Consider the following 18,764-nt stretch of genomic DNA (forward strand, 5'->3'; position numbering starts at 1 on the left):
TAGTAAGATAGTTCTAGCCTCTACCGACTGGTTGGAATACTAGTTGGCAAGTATGGAATGTTCCTAGAAGCTCGGTACTTTAGTGCCGATGTAGTTCACAATTGTAAAGTTTTGGTAATGATTCCTGGAATGGATTGTTTTAAAAATTGATAATTCATAAAATAGAATTGCAACAAGAAGAGAGTCTATAAATGGAGATAGGGAAAATGAAGAATAGAACTAGAAAAGTTATCGCGGCTTCAGCTGTAGCTATTATGTTAGCTCCAGCAGCACTCAGTGTTCTACCACAAAATGTTGATGCTGCAGCTGTCGGAACTGTTTCAGTTACCACACCAGTTTATGACGCAAATGGAAAAGCTACCGGACAAACTTTACCAAGCGGTAGTAGTTGGCAATTAGGTCAACAAGTTACTATTAATGGTGTCGCTCATTATCAAGTCGCAACTAACGAATATATTCCAGCTTCTGTAGTTAGAAATGTTACTGGTTCGGCTAATTCAGTTGATACTACTCAATCACAAGATCGTTGGATAGAAGCAAATCCTGATGCTGGTAAAATTGCGACAGCTAAAACTACTTTAAATGTTGTTGATGCCTATGGAAATACTACTGGTGCTACTTTAGCAGCTGGTAGTCAATGGAAGATTGGTAATGTATTACATGCTAACAAGATGATCTATTATCAAGTCAGCACTAATCAATATATCAATGCTCAAGATGTAACGGTTGCTGGACAAACTACCACAACGACAAGCAGCGACCCTTATATCACAACAGATGCTCAATATGGTAAGACAGTAACTATTACTAATACTGCTAATATTGTTGACAGTAACGGTAATACTACTGGAATGACATTACCTGTAGGCAGCAAGTGGAGAATTGCTGATTTACTATTTGTTAATGGCAAAAACTATTATCAAGTAGCCACTAACGAATGGATTCAAGATACTGACCTTACAATTTCTGGACCAGCTACTGGTTACAACGGTAGTTACATTACTGATGTACCAAATGTTGCTGGTTCTGTTGGTGTAACAGCTACTAATGCTCCAGTAGTTAATGGTAGTGGAACTCCAACCGGTGCTACTTTACCAAAGGGTACTCAATGGAAATTAGGTTCAAAGATGTTGAATTACGACAAGCAAACATTTTATCAAGTCGCTACAGATGAATATGTTTCAGTCGCATATATGAACCTAGTTGATCAAACTTCAACTACAACAAATACTAATACTAATTCATCAGTTCCTACACCAAGCAATGGTTTGATTGGTACAGCTAATAAACAAATTAGAACTTACAATACGGCTACTAATTCTTATGATTTAACATTACCTGCTGGATCAGCTTGGAAGATTTCTAAGTTGGTTGTCAACAAGTATGGTTCATATTGGGGTCAAGTAGCTACTAACCAATGGGTTTGGATTACTGACGTAACTTTGAATAGCGGTCTTAATTTGAAAGCTAATTCATATTACGAACCAGAATTTGCTACAAGTATTAATAAATAATCTAAAAATATCTTCCGATTTTTTAAAATATTGGAAGATATTTTTTTTGCTTAAGTTTAGCCAATGGAAGCGCTTCACATGTAAAAGTTTCAATTAGAATAATGATAACTTTATTAGAAAAACACTTGTATTTTTTAATCTTCAAGAGTATTCTAGCTATTAATTTCTACCGAGTAGAAAAAACTAGATTCAGAAAGGATGATAAGTATGAATGTTGGTCTTGTCGGTGTCACCGGCTATAGTGGCAGTGTTTTGTATGAATTACTGTTACGGCATCCCAATGTTGATAAAGTTAATTTGTATGGGCACTCCCAAAAAGTAGCACAAGCGCTAGAAGAGGTTTTACCACAACTACGACGACGAGATAACATTTTACCTTATGATTCTGCTGATATCATGAAGAATAATGACATGGTGTTTTTCGCTACCTCAGCTGGAGTTACAACGAAGTTAGCTCAACCGTTTATCGAAAACGATTTTCCGGTAATTGATTTAGCAGGTGACTTTCGACTCAAAGCTGATGTGTATGAGAAGTGGTACAAAAAGCCCGCTCCTAAGAGTGAATATCTCGCCAAAGCACATTATGGATTAGCTGATTTTACTAGTTCAAAGGGTTCTAAATACGTTGCCAACCCTGGCTGCTATGCCACTGCAACGATTTTGGCCTTGGCCCCACTAGTTAAATATCATTTAATCGATCCATCTTCAATCGTCGTGGATGCCAAATCTGGTACTTCCGGCGCCGGTAAGAAATTGAGTCAATCAACTCATTTCAGCCAAACAAATGAAAATCTGCAACTGTATAAGGTAAATCAACACCAACACATTCCTGAAATTGTTCAAGAATTACAAAAATGGGATCAAGAATTACCTTATATTCAGTTCACAACAACACTTTTACCACTGACACGTGGAATTATGGCCAGTTGCTATGCAAAGGCTAAGTCAGATGTAACTGAAGAAAAGGTTCAAGAAGCTTTTTCCCAGACTTATTCAGATGACACCTTTGTAAATGCTACTGAAGGAATTTTTCCCAATCTTAAACAAGTGATTGGAACTAACTTCTGTGACATAGGTTATCAACTAAACCCTGTTACCCATCAAATCGTAATAGTCAGTGTAATTGATAACCTCCTAAAAGGTGCAGCTGGACAAGCAATTCAAAACTTTAACCAAATGTTTGAATTTCAACCAGATGCAGGATTGGATTTAATTCCAGTTCTACCTTAAATTAGGAGGATTTTTTTATGCAATCATTTTTAGAAGAAACAAAAACTTATCAAGAAGTACCTTTTACTTGGCCTAAAGGCTATAAAGCTGACGGTGTTCATGTAGGATTGCGCAAAAATCCTAACAAAAAAGATATGGGCTGGTTGTACTCAGAAATACCTGCTCAAGCCGCTGGTACTTATACAACTAATCAATTTCAAGCTGCTCCAACCAAGTTGACGAAACAAACTATCAATCAAGATCATCTCTTGCAAGGAATGGTCATGAATACAGCCGTTGCCAATTCCGTTACTGGTGAACAAGGGATGATAGATGCCAAAAAGATGCAAAAATTGGCAGCCGACAAAATGGGAATTGACGCTAATCTAGTTGGAGTCGCCTCAACTGGTGTGATTGGTGAAAATTTACCAATGGATTTGATTCAAAAAGGAGTTTCTCAACTGGAATTACTCGATAACGATTTAGTTACTGAAGCAATTTTAACCACGGACACACATCCTAAAACTATTACCACTCAAATTGAAATTGATGGCAAAAATGTTACTATCAGTGGATTTTGCAAAGGTTCAGGAATGATTCATCCGAAAATGGCCACAATGTTAGGTTTCGTTGTGACTGATGCTAAAATTGCTGACGGACAACTCCAACCAATCCTCAGTCAACAAGTTGATAAAACTTTTAATCAAATTACCGTCGATGGCGATACTTCAACTAATGATATGGTCGTCACTCTTGCAAACGGAATGGCTGATAATACACCAATTTCTATTGACGATGGTGAAAATTTTGAAAAATTCAACGCTGCTTATAACGCCGTTTTAACTAAATTGGCTCAAGATATTGCTGAAGATGGTGAAGGTTCAACTAAGTTAGTTGAAGTCAATGTTGAACATGCGGCAACTCACGCTGATGCTCAAAAAGTTGCTAAAGCTATCGTTGGTTCTAATTTGGTCAAAGCAGCAATTTTTGGTGAAGATGCTAATTGGGGTCGTATCATTGCCGCCATTGGTCAAACAGATGCTGTCGTCGATGTTGAGCATACGAGTGTTTGGTTGAACGATTTACCATTGGTAGATAACAGCCACAGTGCTGATTTTGACGAAACGGTAATGAAAGAAGCTTTAACTGATAAAAAGATTACCGTTTTAGTTGATCTAAATTCTGGAACTGCCACCGGACAAGCTTGGGGTTGCGATTTAACTTACAATTACGTCCGTATTAATGCCACATACAGAAGCTAAAATACGAGGTAAAAAGATGAAGAAGATAATTGTAGTAAAAATAGGTGGTAATGCTAGCAATAAGTTACCGTTGACATTTTTTAAGCAAATTCAAACTTGGTGGCATGAAGGTAAGCAAGTTTTGATTATTCATGGTGGTGGACCACAAATTTCCAAATGGAGTGACAAATTACATCTAGATGTTGAAAAAATTAATGGTGTGAGAGTAACTGATCCAGAAACTTTGGATGTTACTAAAGCTGTTTTATTAGGATTAGTTCAGCCCAAATTGTGTCAAAGCATAGCAGATTTTGGATTACCTGTAATAGGTTTGAATGCTAGTGATAATCATTTGCTAGAAGGAAAATATTTAAATCAGTCTGAATATGGTGAAGTAGGAAAAATCACAAAGATTAATGTTGCCTGGCTTTTGCAAGAAATGCAGGATAAAATCGGTATTTTGGCCCCACTTGCACAAACGCAAAACGGAAATTGGTTAAATGTAAATGCTGATACAGCTGCTGCCACGATTGCCAGTCAATTGAATGCAGAGTCATTGGTGTTGTTAACAGATGTTCCTGGTGTTTTGAAATCTGGAGAAGTGGTACCTGAATTGACCGAAACATTTGCCGATGAATTATTTCAGCAACATATTATTAAGTCAGGGATGATGCCTAAAATCAAGGCTTCGTTTGCAGCTTTGAAAAACGGTGTCCATCAGACTTTTATTACTAATGATTTAGGACGACCTGGAACGCAGTTCCAATACGTGGAAAAATAATAATTTGGAGGAAAGATTCATGGAACATGTATTCCCAACATACGCACGTTTTCCATTTGATTTGGTAAAAGGAGACGACGTATATTTAACTGATAATCACGATAATAAATATTTAGATTTTACTAGTGGCATCGGTGTTTGCAGCTTTGGTTATAGTAATGAAATTATTCAAGAAAATGTTCAAACGCAGTTACAAAAAGTTTGGCATATTTCTAATTTGTACGAGAGCCAAATACAAGATGATGTAGCGGGTCTTTTATGTAATGATGATCAATTGGCTTTCTTTTGCAATTCTGGTACTGAAGCTAACGAAGCGGCTTTCAAGTTAGCACGTAAATACACAGGTAAATCAACTGTCTTAGCTTTTAATAATGGTTTTCACGGACGGACTTATGGCTCAATGTCATTGACCGGAAATCCAGATATTCAACAAGGCTTCGCTCCATTAGTACCAGATGTATTATTTGCTGACTATAACGATAACAAAGCGCTAGATTTGATTGACAATAACTTAGCGGCCGTTATTTTAGAAGTTATTCAAGGTGAAGGCGGCGTTTTCGTAGCTGATAAAAAGTGGTTGACCGATATTCAACAAGCTTGTCATGATAACGGCGTTTTGTTGATTATTGATGAAGTTCAAACCGGAATTGGCCGGACAGGTTCTAAATTTGCCTTTGAACAATTTGGTTTAAAGCCCGATATTATTACTTCTGCTAAAGCTCTAGGTAACGGAATGCCAATTGGAGCGATGATTGGTAATAAGAAATTAGCTTCTGCCTTTGGACCCGGAAGTCATGGAACTACTTTTGGTGGCAATAAGATTGCAATGGCAGCTGCTAAAGGAGTTTTGGAACAATTAACACCAGAATTTTTGGATGCAGTTCAGAAGAAATCAGAACATCTTTGGGATAAATTAAATACTGAAATCAAACCCTTGGATAAAGTAAGTGATGTGACTGGTTTGGGCTTCATGATTGGTATTCATTTAGATGAAAGTGTGCCAGTTAATGATGTGATTATTCAATTACACCAAAAGGGACTATTGACACTTTCGGCTAAGCACAATACTTTGAGATTGTTGCCACCACTAGTGATGAATGAAGAAAAATTAGATGAAGGGCTTGAGATAATTAAGTCGATTCTATAAAAAAATGTTCTTAACGTTATTAGATTGTATCTAGTAATGTTAGGAACATTTTTTATTTTGTTGAAATAAATTTAGAAAATAAGTCCATTGATATTTTAGACATTTCTGAAACTGAAACATTCATATCTTGATCAAACCAATATTTAAGCAGACCCGAAAAACCATAAAATAAGAAATACCATTCTGAAGAGGAAAAATTATCTCCAAATGCATGATTAGTTGCACTAAATATGGGTGAATTTAGTCTTTTCAAGAGTCCTTTCTTCTTTAAAAGCATAAAAGTATCCTTGTGTTCAGAAAGACTTGAAAAAACTAAATTGAATTTCTGATTCATAGATAAATCATCGGCAGAAAAGGATTTCAATATTTCCGTAGTTATTTCTTGAAAAAATTGATCGACAATATCATAAATATCATGATAATTACGATAAAAAGTAGAACGATTTATATTACATTCTTTGCAAATTTCAGATACTGTAACTTTATCTATGTCTCGTTTTTTTAAAAGTGAGAAAAAAGTTTGATTGATAACTTTTCGAGTATATCTTCTTCTAATATCCATAAATATTTTTCCTTTTTATGCATCATATTTAGAAATATGTTGTTTAAAACAACACAGCATACTAATTGTTGATTGTTTAGTAAATATATATATCATATACTTTCAAACATTGCTTATGAAACATTGTTGCAAAAATAGGAGAAAATATATGAATTTTACTAACTTATCACTCCCATTCTATCAATTAATTGTGGGAGCTGTTATTTATATTTGCTATTTAGGATTCGTCATGTTTGGCGGTCTACGTAAAAAGAAAATTAAACCAATCCATTTCATCTTGATGGTAATTATATTATTTTGGGCATTAACTAAAACTTATAGTGGATTAGGTCCATTTTGGAGTAACATAGACTTAATTGTTGTGCTTATTATAGCCGTAGCTAAAGGTATTACGCTAGGAAATAAAAAGCAGATTAAGATGATCAATGATGATTATTATATTTGGCATGAAAAAGAGTATATCTTGTTGTGGTCAGCTTTCTTTATTGGGAAAATATTGTTTACCTTAATATTAAGTATTTTATTCAAAGTTAATATATCTATATGGCATATGGTTGCATACTTCTTTGTTTATTTCACGGTAAGAACTCTTATAATTATAAAATTATATCCTGAAGCTTTTAGAAGAAAATAATAAAAAATGAGATTGTGACAAAAAAGTCCTTTTGACTAGAAAAGCTTCGATGAATTTAAAAAAATTCGTCGAAGCTTTTTTCGTTGCCCATAAGAAAATAAAAAGACATTAATACTATTTTTTGATATTTTGCGATAACTTTACATAGCTTTTAAAAAAGGCTTTTTTATTTTTGTCTCAAAATGCATATGTATTCACATATGTATTCACATGTGTATTCACCAACGCTATAATCTAGTAAGACTTTGAAATGGAGGATAGGCCTATGGAAAAATATGTAAAAGCTCGAAAGCAAGGAAACTCTATTGTTGTTACAATTCCGAGCAACCTAGCTGTAGCGCCCGGAACTCAGTATAAAGTTGAAAAAAAGATAATGGTGAATTAATTCTTAAACCCTCAAAAAAAATGGCAACTAGTTTAGACAGCTTATTTAAAGATTGGCATGGAAGCTATCAGCGTGCGCATGATTTGGATGACTGGGAAAATACAAAACCAGTAGGGGAAGAATTATGGTAAATATGCCTAAAAATGGAGAAATTATTTACATTGATTTCGATCCATCTGCTGGAGCTGAAATACAAAAAAGGAGACCTGCTGTAGTTGTTAGCAATAATCAGCTGATGGCTACTTCTCCTTTTGTATGGGTTGTCCCTATATCACATGGTAAGTTCAATGGAAAAGATTATCCTTTACATGTACATTTAGATAAACGAACTAAGATGGATGGCACGATTTATACTGAGCAGTTAAAATTTTTTGATTACATCAACAGAAATTGGCAATTTGTGGAGCAACTACCAACGGACTTAAGAGAGGAAGTTCAAAACAAGATACAATTAGTTGTTCAATTTAATAATGATTAGGTAAAGCTTGCGTTTTATGAAACTTGGGCGAGAAAACACGTTCTTTTAAGGATGTGTTTTCTCGCCTATTATTTATAAAAATGCTACCAATCGATTAAATGGATATTTACTTTCGAAGATTTATGTCACAATCCCATTTTTATGCCAACAATTTTTTGTTTGACCAATAAACTAAAATGATTAAAGGCAAAGTAATCATCATCATTGGGTAGAACCACGAAATTGGCAAGAAATCACTGATCAAACCACCAGTAATTGGACCCAAGGACATTCCTAAGTCGACACCGATATAGAAGGTACTGTTCGCAATCCCATGTTCGTGAGGTGAAACTACCATTAAAGCTTTAGCCTGGCAAATTGAGAACATCAATCCATATCCAACCGCTAGACCTAAGGTACTAATAATGAGGAAGAACCAATTAGTTAAGTGAGTTAATCCTAATAATCCAACTAAGTTTCCAATCAAGCTGATTTTAATAAAGGTTTTGAATGGAACTCTATCAAAAAGATCGCGCATTGACAATCGCAAAACTAGCAAGATAATTGCATAAATTGGAAAGAATATCCCTGCTGAAACAGAGAAATGTCTTTGGGCAATGTAACTAACTAGGTAAGTTTGAGTGGCAAAATATGGTAATGAAAATAGCAACAAGATTATTGAAATTGGTACTACTTTAGGTTGAACGATTTGTAAATGTTTTTTGGTTGTAGGTTTAGTAGATTTCGTTGGTAAACCATGGTTGCTGACAAATTGAATGATTATTATCAGCAGTAAACTGCAGAAAGCAGCTAACCAAAATGATGATTGGTGACTGACGTGTTTGTATAGGGAGATACTAATAGCAGGGCCACAGGCCATTCCTAAAGCGTTGGCTAAACCGTAAATTCCCATACCGGCACCGACACGGTTAGGTGGCAGTAAATCGGCAATCCAAGTCGACATACAAACGGAACAAAGCGTGTAACCTAGACCGTTAATGATTCTTAAAGCAGTAATAATAACTAAATTAGTAGTTAAACCATAGCCAAGGTTAGCTAGTAGTAAAAAAGAAGCACCAATCATAGTTAATTTGTATTTGGAAATTCGATCGGTTAGATTACCGGCAATTGGTCGTAATAACAGTGAAGTGATGTTCATAATACCGGCGATTAATCCTGCGATAGCACTAGTAGCACCAATATTCTGGGTGAATTCTGCAATAATTGGCGTAATCAGCATCGAGGACATCATATAGAAGAAACTAGCAATTAAGACTAGAGTGACGTTCGGGGTGTATAGTTTAGTTTTCATAAAAATCCATCGCTTTCAAGATATATATAACTCTATAAACTATACAACCATGAATCACTTTTTGTAAAATTGGTTTTGATTTTCAGAAATTTGATTAGTAATAATATTCCGTCCTCCATAGCAAAGAAAATTTGGCTGGAACGATGTGGACACGACTTGAAGCCTTTGCTAAGCCCAAGTACGGGCAAAGTCTTCAAGCTCGGTCTTATTCTAAGCAATAAATTGCTAAGAATAATTTCACATCTGAGCCAATTTTCTTTGCTATTCCGGACTAGATAGAGCTTTTAGCGTTTTTTATGCGCTTAATAGGAATCTTCATTGTCAAAATATTGTTGATCATCATTTTCATTATTTGATGGATCTTGGTCTGGTGAATCTTGGTCTGAAAAATCATCATCTGAAGAATTATCAGTATCTGAAGAGTTTGAATTTTTAGAAAAATCGACTGGGTAGCCATGTTCATCATTTATTTGTTGGATTAATTGATCTTTAGTTCCATCAAAAAGATTGTAAGTTATATTAGTCTTATTATCTTTTAAACTATTTTGAGAAACTATTGTCAGATTTACTGTAGACCCATTTTCACCATAAAATGAGTGGTTTTCATCAGCTGGATTTCCAGAAATAGTGATTATATTATTATGGACTGAATAATTTGGATTCATAATGTCAGAAACATCATATTCAAATCCATTCATTCGTACGTTTAGTAAAGAAAATGAATTGTCAGAAATATAAATAAATTCTGTAGAGGTATTTGAGCTTCTATAAACTTTATTTTTGAAGTGTTCTATGGATTGTTGTGAAGTATTATTTTGTTCATCTTTAGATTCTTTTGTAGGGCTAGTTAATGTATCAAATTGTTTTTTACTATATGATTTGTACCATTTTAAATTACTTTTGTTGGCTTTGATTTGCTTATAACTTTGTAAATTATCCTTATTATCAGCATTGTAAAGGCTTAAATATTTTTGTCCATTTTTTGTTTTATATTTTAATTTTAAATACATTTTGCTGCCAAATTTTTCCGTTGCTTTAACCATAAAAGTATTTTTAGAAATTTCTTTAGAGGTGATGTCTCTTAGAATTGTTCCTTCACCTTGATTAATAGTTATTTTGTTTTTCTTTACTACAATAGTAAAGAAAGAGTTAGGGTCTCCATAAGCATTTACATATCGACCGTAATTACCGACTAATTCGGTTGGAACATCGGACTCAAATTTCTTTTTTGTTGTTTTAGTAATTCGAGTTTGTTTGGTTGTCGATGGAGCAGATTGATTGGAACAGCCAGATAGTATTAATAAGAATGACAAAATAACAAATAAAGGCAAATATAATTTTTGCTTCATGATAATACGCTCCCTATATATATTAAAATCCCTTTATTATTATAATCTGTTTCATCAAAAAAACCTCACCAGAAATTATCTAGTGAGGTTAATTTATCTATTTATTTTTTGTCGTAACTAGCGATTGAATCGAAGATGAACTTAACGAAAGCTTCACGGTCAACATCTTCAAGAACTTTAATACTGTTCTTCTTTTCTGAGTCAACACGACGATCTGGATAAGTCATACCACGATATTGGTCGTTAGTTAATGAAACATCCATTGAATAGTTAGTGCTCTTTGTAAATAGTTCTGGGGCAATCAAACTAATAACAGCACAAGCATCGTGGATTGGAATTTTAGTCATACCGATTGAGCTTTCGTGACCGGCATAAATATCAAGAATTGAACTGGCCATAACGCCGACATGTCCAAGGTCTTTGATCTTTGAAATTTCATCCATTGTCACATAAGCTTTGTTTTCAGTTAGGTTCAAGCCAGATAAAGTAATTGGTAAACCAGAATTGAAGACGATGTCCATAGCTTCAGGATCAACGTAAGCATTGAATTCAGCAGCTAAAGTGATGTTACCTTGAAGTGTTGAGCCACCCATGATGTAAATGTGTTCAATGTTCTCTTTAACATCTGGGAAAGTCTTCAAAAGTAATGCTACGTTAGTCAATGGGGCTGTAGCGACAAGGTTTATTTTTTCATCACTGTTGATAATCTTGTCATACATGTATGTAACGGCGTTATGACTCTTGATAGGATAGTCAAGACTGTTTTCTGGGAAGTCATATCCATCCATACCAGTCTTACCGTGAACGTGGCTAGCTGTTTGAATTTCCTTAACTAGTGGAGTAGCTTGACCGGCTGCTAGTTCAGCGTGAGAACCTAAGAAGGTCAATAGTTTTTGAGCATTTTGAGTAACGTAGTCTAGTTGAACGTTACCACCAACGGTAGTTACGCCAATCAAATCAGCTTTTTCGGGATGTGCAAGCAAAACTGTTAGAGCAATCGCATCATCAATACCAGGATCACAATCCATAATTACTTTTGTCATTAAATCCTTACCTCACTTTTTTAATTTTTGGGGAATTTTTTTCAAGGCGTGTACGAAACTATGTCTTTCCAAAGTACCTAAGGTCGAAAGAATCATCTGATCATTTTGATCCATGAAATTTTCAATTGAATCTTGCATGGCTTTGGATTTGTCGGACAATACGATTCGTTTTAAGCGTGAATCATTTTGAACCGAGCGACGCAATATTAAGTCGTTTTTTTCCATAGTCTTCAAAATATTAGTCGCCGTGGAGCGTCGAATGTTAAATTCTTGTTCGATATTCTTTTGATAAATATGTTCTTGATGGTTGTTAGACAAATAGTGAATTATTTGTACTTGAGTTCCAGTCAGACCATATTTGTGAGCAAAAGTATTGATCTCTCGAGAAATTTCATTCGATGCAACCTTAAGTAAATGAGCCACATCACCCGTCATAAAACACCCTCCTTAGAGCATTGTGTTACGGAATAATTATAACATCATGTAATAGTTTCTGAGACCTAGCTTGTAGATTAATTCACAAAAATTTACTTATTGTCATTTTATTTTAAATTTTATAAAAATTGCTTGGATTACGAGAAACATTCTTTGTATTAATTGAAAAACTCTCTTATATTGGATTATAGAAACTAACACAGGGGGAAAAATTAATGGCTAAAGTTTTAATTTTAGGTGCTAACGGAAAGATTGCCCGCTTAGCAGAACATATTTTTGTTGATACAACAGATACAGACTTAAAGTTGTATCTCAGACACGCTGAACGTTTGAGAGATTTCGCGGATTCTCATACTTTAGCTGAAGCTGTCGAAGGCGATGCTACTGATGCAAATAACCTAGCCGATGCTATGAAAGATGTTGACATGGTATATGCTAATTTAGCTGGCGATAATATCGAAACACAAGCACGTGCTGTTGTTGAAGCCATGCATGCGGAAAAGAAGACTCGTTTAGTTTGGATTTCAACATTAGGTATTTATGATGAAGTACCCGGAAAATTTGGTGAATGGAATAAGAAAGTCTTAGGCGATTACATCACTAACTATGCTGCAGCTGCCAAAGTTATCGAAAATTCAGATTTGGATTACACGATTATTCGTCCAGCTTGGTTAACTGACAAACCCGAAGTTGATTACGAAGTTACTCAAAAGGGTGATTCATTTAAGGGTACTGAAGTTTCAAGGAGATCAATTGCTCAAATCGTAGTTGATATTGCTCAAGATCCTGATAAATATAGCCGTGAATCAATTGGTGTTAATAAACCTAATACTGATGGAGACAAACCAGCTTGGTATTAATTAATTTAGAAGCGTCGTTATAAAGCGAAGCTTCTTTTTTTATGCTAAAGTTTAAATTGAAACCGATTGCAAGAAGGAGAAAATAAATGGTTAAAAGATTAATTAGTGCTAATTCTAGTGAAATGTTGAAGATGAATGGAAAAGAATTGAAACAAAGCATCAAAGCCAGCGAAGGGCGGGTTGTTTTGAGTGAAAATGTTGTTGTTCATGAGCCTTTGGATGGCATCACAACTTCAGAAATGGCGGCGGCTTTTGGAGCAGATATGATTTTGTTGAATGTTTTTGATGTCTTTAATCCTTTGATTTTGGGACTTTATGAAGGGGAAGGAACACTTGCCACAGCAAAAGTTCATAACGATGGCGAAACGATTAAAAAATTGCAAAAATTAGTTGGTCGACCAATTGGCGTAAACCTTGAACCAGTTGACCCTAATGCCGATATGTTGGAGGATCGTTTAGAAATTCCAGAAGGACGAATGGCTAGTGAAAGAACACTGCAAGAAGCTGAAAAATTAGGCTTTAATTTCGTTGTTTTGACAGGAAATCCTGGTACTGGTGTTACGAATGAGCAAATTGCTAAGAACATCGTTACCGCCAAAAAGGTCTTCTCAGGTTTAGTAATTGCTGGGAAGATGCATGGTGCTGGTGTTGATGAAGCTGTAGTTAGTGAAGAAGCTGTTGAACAATTTCTCGAAGCAGGAGCGGATGTAATCTTAGTTCCAGCAGTGGGGACTGTTCCAGGTTTTGATGAAACTGAATTGAAAAAAATTGTCAAATTAGTTCATCAATCAGGAGCTTTAGTAATGAGTACAATCGGTACAAGTCAAGAAGGTTCAGGTAGTAGCTTTATTCAAAATATTGCTATTAGAAACAAAGTTTGTGGTGTAGATATTCAGCATATAGGTGATGCAGCTTGGGGAATTCAGTCACCAATTGAAAACATCTATGCTCTAAGTAAGGCAATTCGTGGTGAACGTCATGCAATTGTGAGAATGTCACGTTCAATTAATCGATAAGTAAAAGGCATCTGTTTTTCTGAAAACAGATGCCTTATTTATTTTGTTTTAAAAATAAATAAATATCATTTATTTATATATTTTCTTTTTGGACAAAGAAAGGAATAGATTATGTGAAGAATTAGTCATATTTTTGAAAAAAGCTCATATAAAAATAATAATATACATGATAAATTCATAATATCAAAATAAAACGGACTAAGAATTGTATACAAAAAATACATAACCCTCTGCTAAATTTTTTGTCACGGAGGAATGATGATGAAAAAGAAGATTATTTTATCAAGTTTGGTTTTACTTTTTATTACTGCTTTGGTGGGGTGCTCAAATACTAAACAGGCTAATATCTCAAATGATTGGGGAACTATTGAAAAACAAGCCAAAAAAGAAGGCAAGTTAGCTTCAGTTGGTATGCCAGATACTTGGGCTAACTGGATCGGTACATGGAAAGATCTTAAGAGTAAATACGGGATCAAGCAATCGGATACTGACATGAATAGTGCTGAAGAAATTCAAAAATTCAAAACTGAAGGCACAAAGGGAACAGCTGATATTGGTGATGTGGGAATGAATGTTGCACCAACAGCCAAATCAAAAGGCGTTCTAGCCAAGTATAAAGGTCAATATTGGAAGGATATCCCTAACTGGGCCAAGGATAAAGAAGGTTATTGGTCAACTGGTTATACAGGAACAATTGTTTTTATCACAGATAAGAAGAATGTCAAAGCTAGCGATGCTCCTAAATCATGGGCTGATTTAAAGAAGGGGAATTACAAAGTTTCTATCGGTGACCCAACTGGTGGTGCTCAAAGTCAGTATGCAATTTTAGCTGCTGCAACTACTATGGGTGGTGATGAATCAAACATTAAACCAGGTTTGAAATATTTTGCTGATTTGAACAAGAAGCATCGCCTATCAACTGTTGAAGCTAACGTTCAAAACTTGAAAAAGGGTGAAGTTGACGTTGCTGTTATGTGGGACTTCAATGCCTTAAATTACCGTCATTTGATTGATGAAAATCGTTATGAAGTAACTATTCCATCTGAAGGTAGTGTTATGAGTGGTTACTCACAAATTATCAATAAGAATGCACCACATCCATATTCAGCTCGATTAGCACGTGACTACATTCTTTCTGATGAAGGACAAATCAACTTGGCGAAAGGATACGCTCGTCCTATCCGTGAAAATGTTAAATTGCCAGATGATGTTAAATCAAAATTATTGCCAGACAGTGCTTACAAGAATATTTATCATGTTAAAGATAATGAAGTTTGGAATAAAACAACTTTGAAGATTGGTCAATTGTGGCAATCAGAAGTTCAAAGTAAGGGGTAATTACTAATGAAGTTTAGTCTCAAAAATAGATTCTTATTATTGTTTGTATTACTGATTTGTTTAGTACTGATTTTTCCAATTATGGTTATGATCTATTCAAGTTTTACGACGGAAAATGGAGCTTTTGGAATGATGAATTACAAGGAACTTTTTTCCAATGTATACTATCGTAAAGCTATTACCAACAGTTTGATACTTTCAATGACAGCAGCTTTAGTTAGTGAATTGATTGCTGTGGTCGGTGCTTGGGCTTTAACGAAAATTTCAAGATCAGCTAAGGAATCACTCGTGACGGTACTGAATTTGGCATCTAGTTTTGCCGGAGTTCCGTTGGCATTTTCACTCATTATTTTATTGGGTAATTCTGGAGTAGTTCATGCCATTTCTAAAGCTATCAATTTTAATCTGACAGGTTCATTTAACTTGTATTCTTGGGCCGGATTGATTGTCGCTTATTCCTTTTTTGAAATTCCTTTGGGGATGTTGTTCTTATACCCAACGTTTGAAGAAATTGATAAAAGCTGGAAAGAGGCTTCCGATACTTTAGGTGCGAATAATTGGTTTTTCACTAAGAAAGTTATTTATCCAATTTTAGTGCCAGGTTTGATTGAAACTTTGATTATTTTATTTGCTAATGCAATGGGTACTTACGAGACGGCTTTTGCATTAACAGGAAATAAGATTACTTTGATTTCAACAATTATCGGTTCATTGATTGGTGGAGAATTAGAATCAAATATCCCACTAGCTTGTGCTTTATCAGTTGTTTTCGGTTTAGCAATGGTCGCTTTAGTGATTTTCGGTAATTTCATAGTTAAGAAAAAGACATCTGTGGAGGGATAAAATGCTCAGTAAAAGATTACCAAAAGCTATTTTGATAGTTATTTTCATTTATTTACTACTACCGATTTTGGCAACTTTGTTATACTCACTATCTTCTTCATGGGTCGATACATTGTTGCCAGAAGGTTGGACCTTCAAGTGGTACGTACAGTTGATTGGCAATATGGATTTCTTAATGGTTATCTTACGTTCATTGTTCTTATCAATAGTCACGACCATTATAGGATTATCGATTTTTGTTCCAATTACTTTTTATTTAAGTGTTTATAACAAAAAATTAAAATCAAAGATGCGTTTTGTGACAATGTTGCCATTTATCATTCCGGGAATCATCTTAGTAACGGGGTTGATCAAACTATATGGTGAATTGCCAATTCCTAAAATCGTTATTTTATTCTTAGTTTTGTCAGTGATGAGTCTGCCACTGGTTTATCAAAGTTTATCTAATGTTTTCATCTCTAAAGATTTCAGGTCAATGTTTGAACAATCACAGTTATTAGGATATGGTCCAGTAAAGTCGTTTTTAAAAGTTGTTTTACCTAATATTAAAACTGGTTTAACGATCGCCACTTTGCTGTTGTTTGCAACTGGTTTTGGAGACTTCGTTTTGACTAATCTTTTCTTAGGTGGCAACTACGTTACTTTGAAAATCCACATGTATCGTTTAATGCAAGTCAACGGTAATGCGGGTAGCGTATTGACGATCATCTACTTTATTATGTTGAGTATTTTGTCATTGATTTTGATTAGAACAACTCGTAAGGCAAGGAAAGGTTAATTTCATGAGTGAATTTTTAAAAATAGAGAATCTTCAAGTAAAATTTGAGAATAATATCGTGATTGACGATTTAAATCTATCGATTCCAGAAAATGCAATAACAGTTTTTTTGGGACCTAGTGGTAGTGGAAAAACGACTGTATTAAGATCTATTTCGGGTTTAAACAAAAATGCTACGGGAACAATTTTGTTAGACGGAAAGGACATTTCTCAATTGCCTATTAATAAGCGTAATATTGGAGTTATTTTCCAGTCTTATGCATTGTTTCCAAATATGACAGTTTTTGATAACGTGGCTTATGGTTTGCACGCTCAAAAAGTTGCCAAAACTGAAGTAAAACAGCGTGTTCAAGAGATGTTATCTTTAGTTAATTTGAGCAAAAAGACAGATCAATATCCTGATGATTTATCAGGTGGTCAAAAACAACGTGTAGCAATTGCTCGTTCGATGATTATGAAACCAAAACTACTATTATTGGATGAACCTTTGAGTGCTTTGGATGCCAAAATTCGAGTAGAATTGCGTGATCAAATCAAGGAGTACCAACAAAAATTAGGTATTACGATGATTTTTGTTACCCATGATCAAGCTGAAGCCATGGCAATTGCGGATAATGTAGTTGTTATTTCCGAAGGTAAGATACAACAAGAAGGTTCACCTTATGAAATTTATCAAAAACCTAGTAATGAATTCATGGCAACATTTATTGGAGAACATAATTTATTAACTGGTGCTGAATTAAAAATGGTTGGTATTGATGGATTAATAGAAGACAGCAAATATCTCATTCGTCCGGAATCAATTAGAATTGGACAAGAACATGAAGGTATCCAATGTCGTGGGAAAATTAAATCAGCTGTAAATCTTGGAAACAGAATTCAATATGTTTTTGTTGTTAATGGCATTGATTTGAAAATTGAAGCTTTAAACCAACTACAACCTTTACAACCAGGAGATGTTTCAGAAATTTCTATCAATCAAAAAAATATTTACCAGGTGGAGAATAAATGAAAGACTTTGATGTCAAGACTTGGAACGGGCACACGCATACTGAATTTTGTCCGCATGGATCAAAAGAAGATACAGAATTTTTTATTAAGCGAGCTATTAAGGCTGGGTTTAAGACTTATACGATAACGGAACATTTTCCAATGTCACCGATGTTTTATGAGCAAGTTTCTGGATCAAGACATGCAATCGAAACAGCAGCGATGAGCATGGATGACTTGCCACAATATTTTGATAAAATGGAGCATTTAAAAAATAAGTATTCACAATTTATCAAAATATTAATTGGTTTTGAAGTAGACTTCTTTGAACAATTTGAAGATTGGACCGCAACAATGTTACAAAAGTACAACGAACATATCGATGACGCGATTCTTTCTGTTCATTTCCTACCAACTAGAGAAGGATTGCGTGCAGTGGATGACAGTTATAGAGACTTTTGTAACGGTGTATTAAAGGAATATCAAACACCGGTTGGAGTGGCTAATGCATACTTGAGTACAATCTTAAAAGCTGTTCAATGGGATAACAAATACAAACCAATTCGTTACGGTCACATAACGTTATATCGCAAATGGATTCAAGATTTTGCTCCGGGAATAGTTTGGGAAAATGAAACTACGAAACACTTAATAGAAGAGATTTTAGATACGATTCAAGAAAATCAAGAAATGCTTGACTGTAATATGTCAGGAATGAATCGAGAGAGTCAACGAGAACCTTCGCCCTATTGGGAAGTGATCAGGTTAGCTCAAGCAAAAAAAATTAAATTAGTTTATGGTGCTGATGCACATTCTTCAAAGGATGTAGACCAAGGTTATCAAAATTTTTTAAATATGGGAGATTAAAAA

At 34.7% G+C, this 18,764-nt stretch carries 19 protein-coding genes; 14 read left to right on the plus strand and 5 right to left on the minus strand.

Annotated elements, in window-relative coordinates:
- Positions 1–206 precede the first annotated feature (206 nt).
- The 5 genes from FFM65_RS00005 (at position 207) to argD (ending at position 5,892) form a co-directional block, all read left to right on the plus strand.
- Positions 207–1,514 carry an SLAP domain-containing protein gene (locus FFM65_RS00005; protein ID WP_162897854.1) on the plus strand — a complete coding sequence of 436 codons (1,308 nt, stop codon included), beginning with the start codon at positions 207–209 and terminating at the stop codon, positions 1,512–1,514.
- Positions 1,515–1,721: 207 nt separating this feature from the next.
- Entirely contained in the window at positions 1,722–2,744 is a 1,023-nt protein-coding gene (gene argC / locus FFM65_RS00010) for an N-acetyl-gamma-glutamyl-phosphate reductase (protein WP_119317068.1), read from the plus strand.
- Between the two features lie 17 nt (positions 2,745–2,761).
- Entirely contained in the window at positions 2,762–3,985 is a 1,224-nt protein-coding gene (gene argJ, locus FFM65_RS00015) for a bifunctional glutamate N-acetyltransferase/amino-acid acetyltransferase ArgJ (RefSeq protein ID WP_119317069.1), read from the plus strand.
- A gap of 16 nt (positions 3,986–4,001) precedes the next feature.
- On the plus strand, positions 4,002–4,745 hold the full coding sequence (gene argB, locus FFM65_RS00020) for an acetylglutamate kinase (protein ID WP_119317070.1): 744 nt from the start codon (positions 4,002–4,004) through the stop codon (positions 4,743–4,745).
- A 19-nt stretch (positions 4,746–4,764) separates the two neighbouring features.
- The gene (gene argD, locus FFM65_RS00025) at positions 4,765–5,892 is read left to right on the plus strand and encodes an acetylornithine transaminase (RefSeq protein ID WP_119317071.1); all 1,128 of its coding nucleotides are present in this window, start codon (positions 4,765–4,767) and stop codon (positions 5,890–5,892) included.
- A 52-nt stretch (positions 5,893–5,944) separates the two neighbouring features.
- On the opposite strand, the gene FFM65_RS00030 is transcribed toward argD, so the two are convergent.
- Positions 5,945–6,454 (minus strand): TetR/AcrR family transcriptional regulator, encoded by a 510-nt coding sequence (locus tag FFM65_RS00030; protein ID WP_119317072.1) that lies wholly within the window; start codon positions 6,452–6,454, stop codon positions 5,945–5,947.
- A gap of 148 nt (positions 6,455–6,602) precedes the next feature.
- On the opposite strand from FFM65_RS00030, the gene FFM65_RS00035 reads away from it, so the two are divergent.
- Positions 6,603–7,088, plus strand: coding sequence for a hypothetical protein (locus tag FFM65_RS00035; protein ID WP_119317073.1), 486 nt, complete (start codon positions 6,603–6,605; stop codon positions 7,086–7,088).
- A gap of 509 nt (positions 7,089–7,597) precedes the next feature.
- Entirely contained in the window at positions 7,598–7,951 is a 354-nt protein-coding gene (locus FFM65_RS00045; RefSeq protein WP_119317074.1) for a type II toxin-antitoxin system PemK/MazF family toxin, read from the plus strand.
- Positions 7,952–8,090: 139 nt separating this feature from the next.
- On the opposite strand, the gene FFM65_RS00050 is transcribed toward FFM65_RS00045, so the two are convergent.
- The 4 genes from FFM65_RS00050 to FFM65_RS00065 all read right to left on the minus strand — a co-directional run bounded on the left by FFM65_RS00050 (position 8,091) and on the right by FFM65_RS00065 (position 12,069).
- A complete protein-coding gene (locus tag FFM65_RS00050) occupies positions 8,091–9,242 on the minus strand; it encodes an MFS transporter (RefSeq protein WP_119317075.1) in 1,152 nt (383 codons plus the stop codon).
- Positions 9,243–9,544: 302 nt separating this feature from the next.
- Positions 9,545–10,591, minus strand: coding sequence for a hypothetical protein (locus FFM65_RS00055; protein ID WP_119317077.1), 1,047 nt, complete (start codon positions 10,589–10,591; stop codon positions 9,545–9,547).
- A gap of 101 nt (positions 10,592–10,692) precedes the next feature.
- Positions 10,693–11,634: a nucleoside hydrolase gene (locus FFM65_RS00060; protein ID WP_059074449.1), complete on the minus strand. Its 942-nt coding sequence runs from the start codon at positions 11,632–11,634 to the stop codon at positions 10,693–10,695.
- 12 nt (positions 11,635–11,646) lie between these two features.
- A complete protein-coding gene (locus FFM65_RS00065) occupies positions 11,647–12,069 on the minus strand; it encodes a MarR family winged helix-turn-helix transcriptional regulator (RefSeq protein WP_119317078.1) in 423 nt (140 codons plus the stop codon).
- A 215-nt stretch (positions 12,070–12,284) separates the two neighbouring features.
- Between FFM65_RS00065 and FFM65_RS00070 the strand changes: the two genes are divergently transcribed.
- The 7 genes from FFM65_RS00070 to hisJ all read left to right on the plus strand — a co-directional run bounded on the left by FFM65_RS00070 (position 12,285) and on the right by hisJ (position 18,761).
- Positions 12,285–12,929, plus strand: a complete 645-nt coding sequence (locus FFM65_RS00070) for an SDR family oxidoreductase (protein ID WP_119317079.1) — start codon at positions 12,285–12,287, stop codon at positions 12,927–12,929.
- A gap of 86 nt (positions 12,930–13,015) precedes the next feature.
- Positions 13,016–13,945, plus strand: coding sequence for a DUF7916 family protein (locus FFM65_RS00075; protein ID WP_119317080.1), 930 nt, complete (start codon positions 13,016–13,018; stop codon positions 13,943–13,945).
- 261 nt (positions 13,946–14,206) lie between these two features.
- Positions 14,207–15,283 carry an ABC transporter substrate-binding protein gene (locus FFM65_RS00080; RefSeq protein WP_174795656.1) on the plus strand — a complete coding sequence of 359 codons (1,077 nt, stop codon included), beginning with the start codon at positions 14,207–14,209 and terminating at the stop codon, positions 15,281–15,283.
- Positions 15,284–15,289: 6 nt separating this feature from the next.
- On the plus strand, positions 15,290–16,126 hold the full coding sequence (locus FFM65_RS00085) for an ABC transporter permease (RefSeq protein WP_119317082.1): 837 nt from the start codon (positions 15,290–15,292) through the stop codon (positions 16,124–16,126).
- A 1-nt stretch (position 16,127) separates the two neighbouring features.
- On the plus strand, positions 16,128–16,904 hold the full coding sequence (locus tag FFM65_RS00090) for an ABC transporter permease (protein ID WP_119317083.1): 777 nt from the start codon (positions 16,128–16,130) through the stop codon (positions 16,902–16,904).
- A gap of 4 nt (positions 16,905–16,908) precedes the next feature.
- Complete coding sequence (locus tag FFM65_RS00095) at positions 16,909–17,916, plus strand: ABC transporter ATP-binding protein (RefSeq protein WP_119317084.1); 1,008 nt, start codon at positions 16,909–16,911, stop codon at positions 17,914–17,916.
- The gene (hisJ, locus tag FFM65_RS00100) at positions 17,913–18,761 is read left to right on the plus strand and encodes a histidinol-phosphatase HisJ (RefSeq protein ID WP_119317085.1); all 849 of its coding nucleotides are present in this window, start codon (positions 17,913–17,915) and stop codon (positions 18,759–18,761) included. The genes FFM65_RS00095 and hisJ overlap by 4 nt, the downstream gene beginning before the upstream one ends.
- Positions 18,762–18,764 lie beyond the last annotated feature (3 nt).

Origin of the sequence: Companilactobacillus formosensis (assembly GCF_005405305.1) — a bacterium.
In the GTDB taxonomy this organism is placed as follows: domain Bacteria; phylum Bacillota; class Bacilli; order Lactobacillales; family Lactobacillaceae; genus Companilactobacillus; species Companilactobacillus formosensis.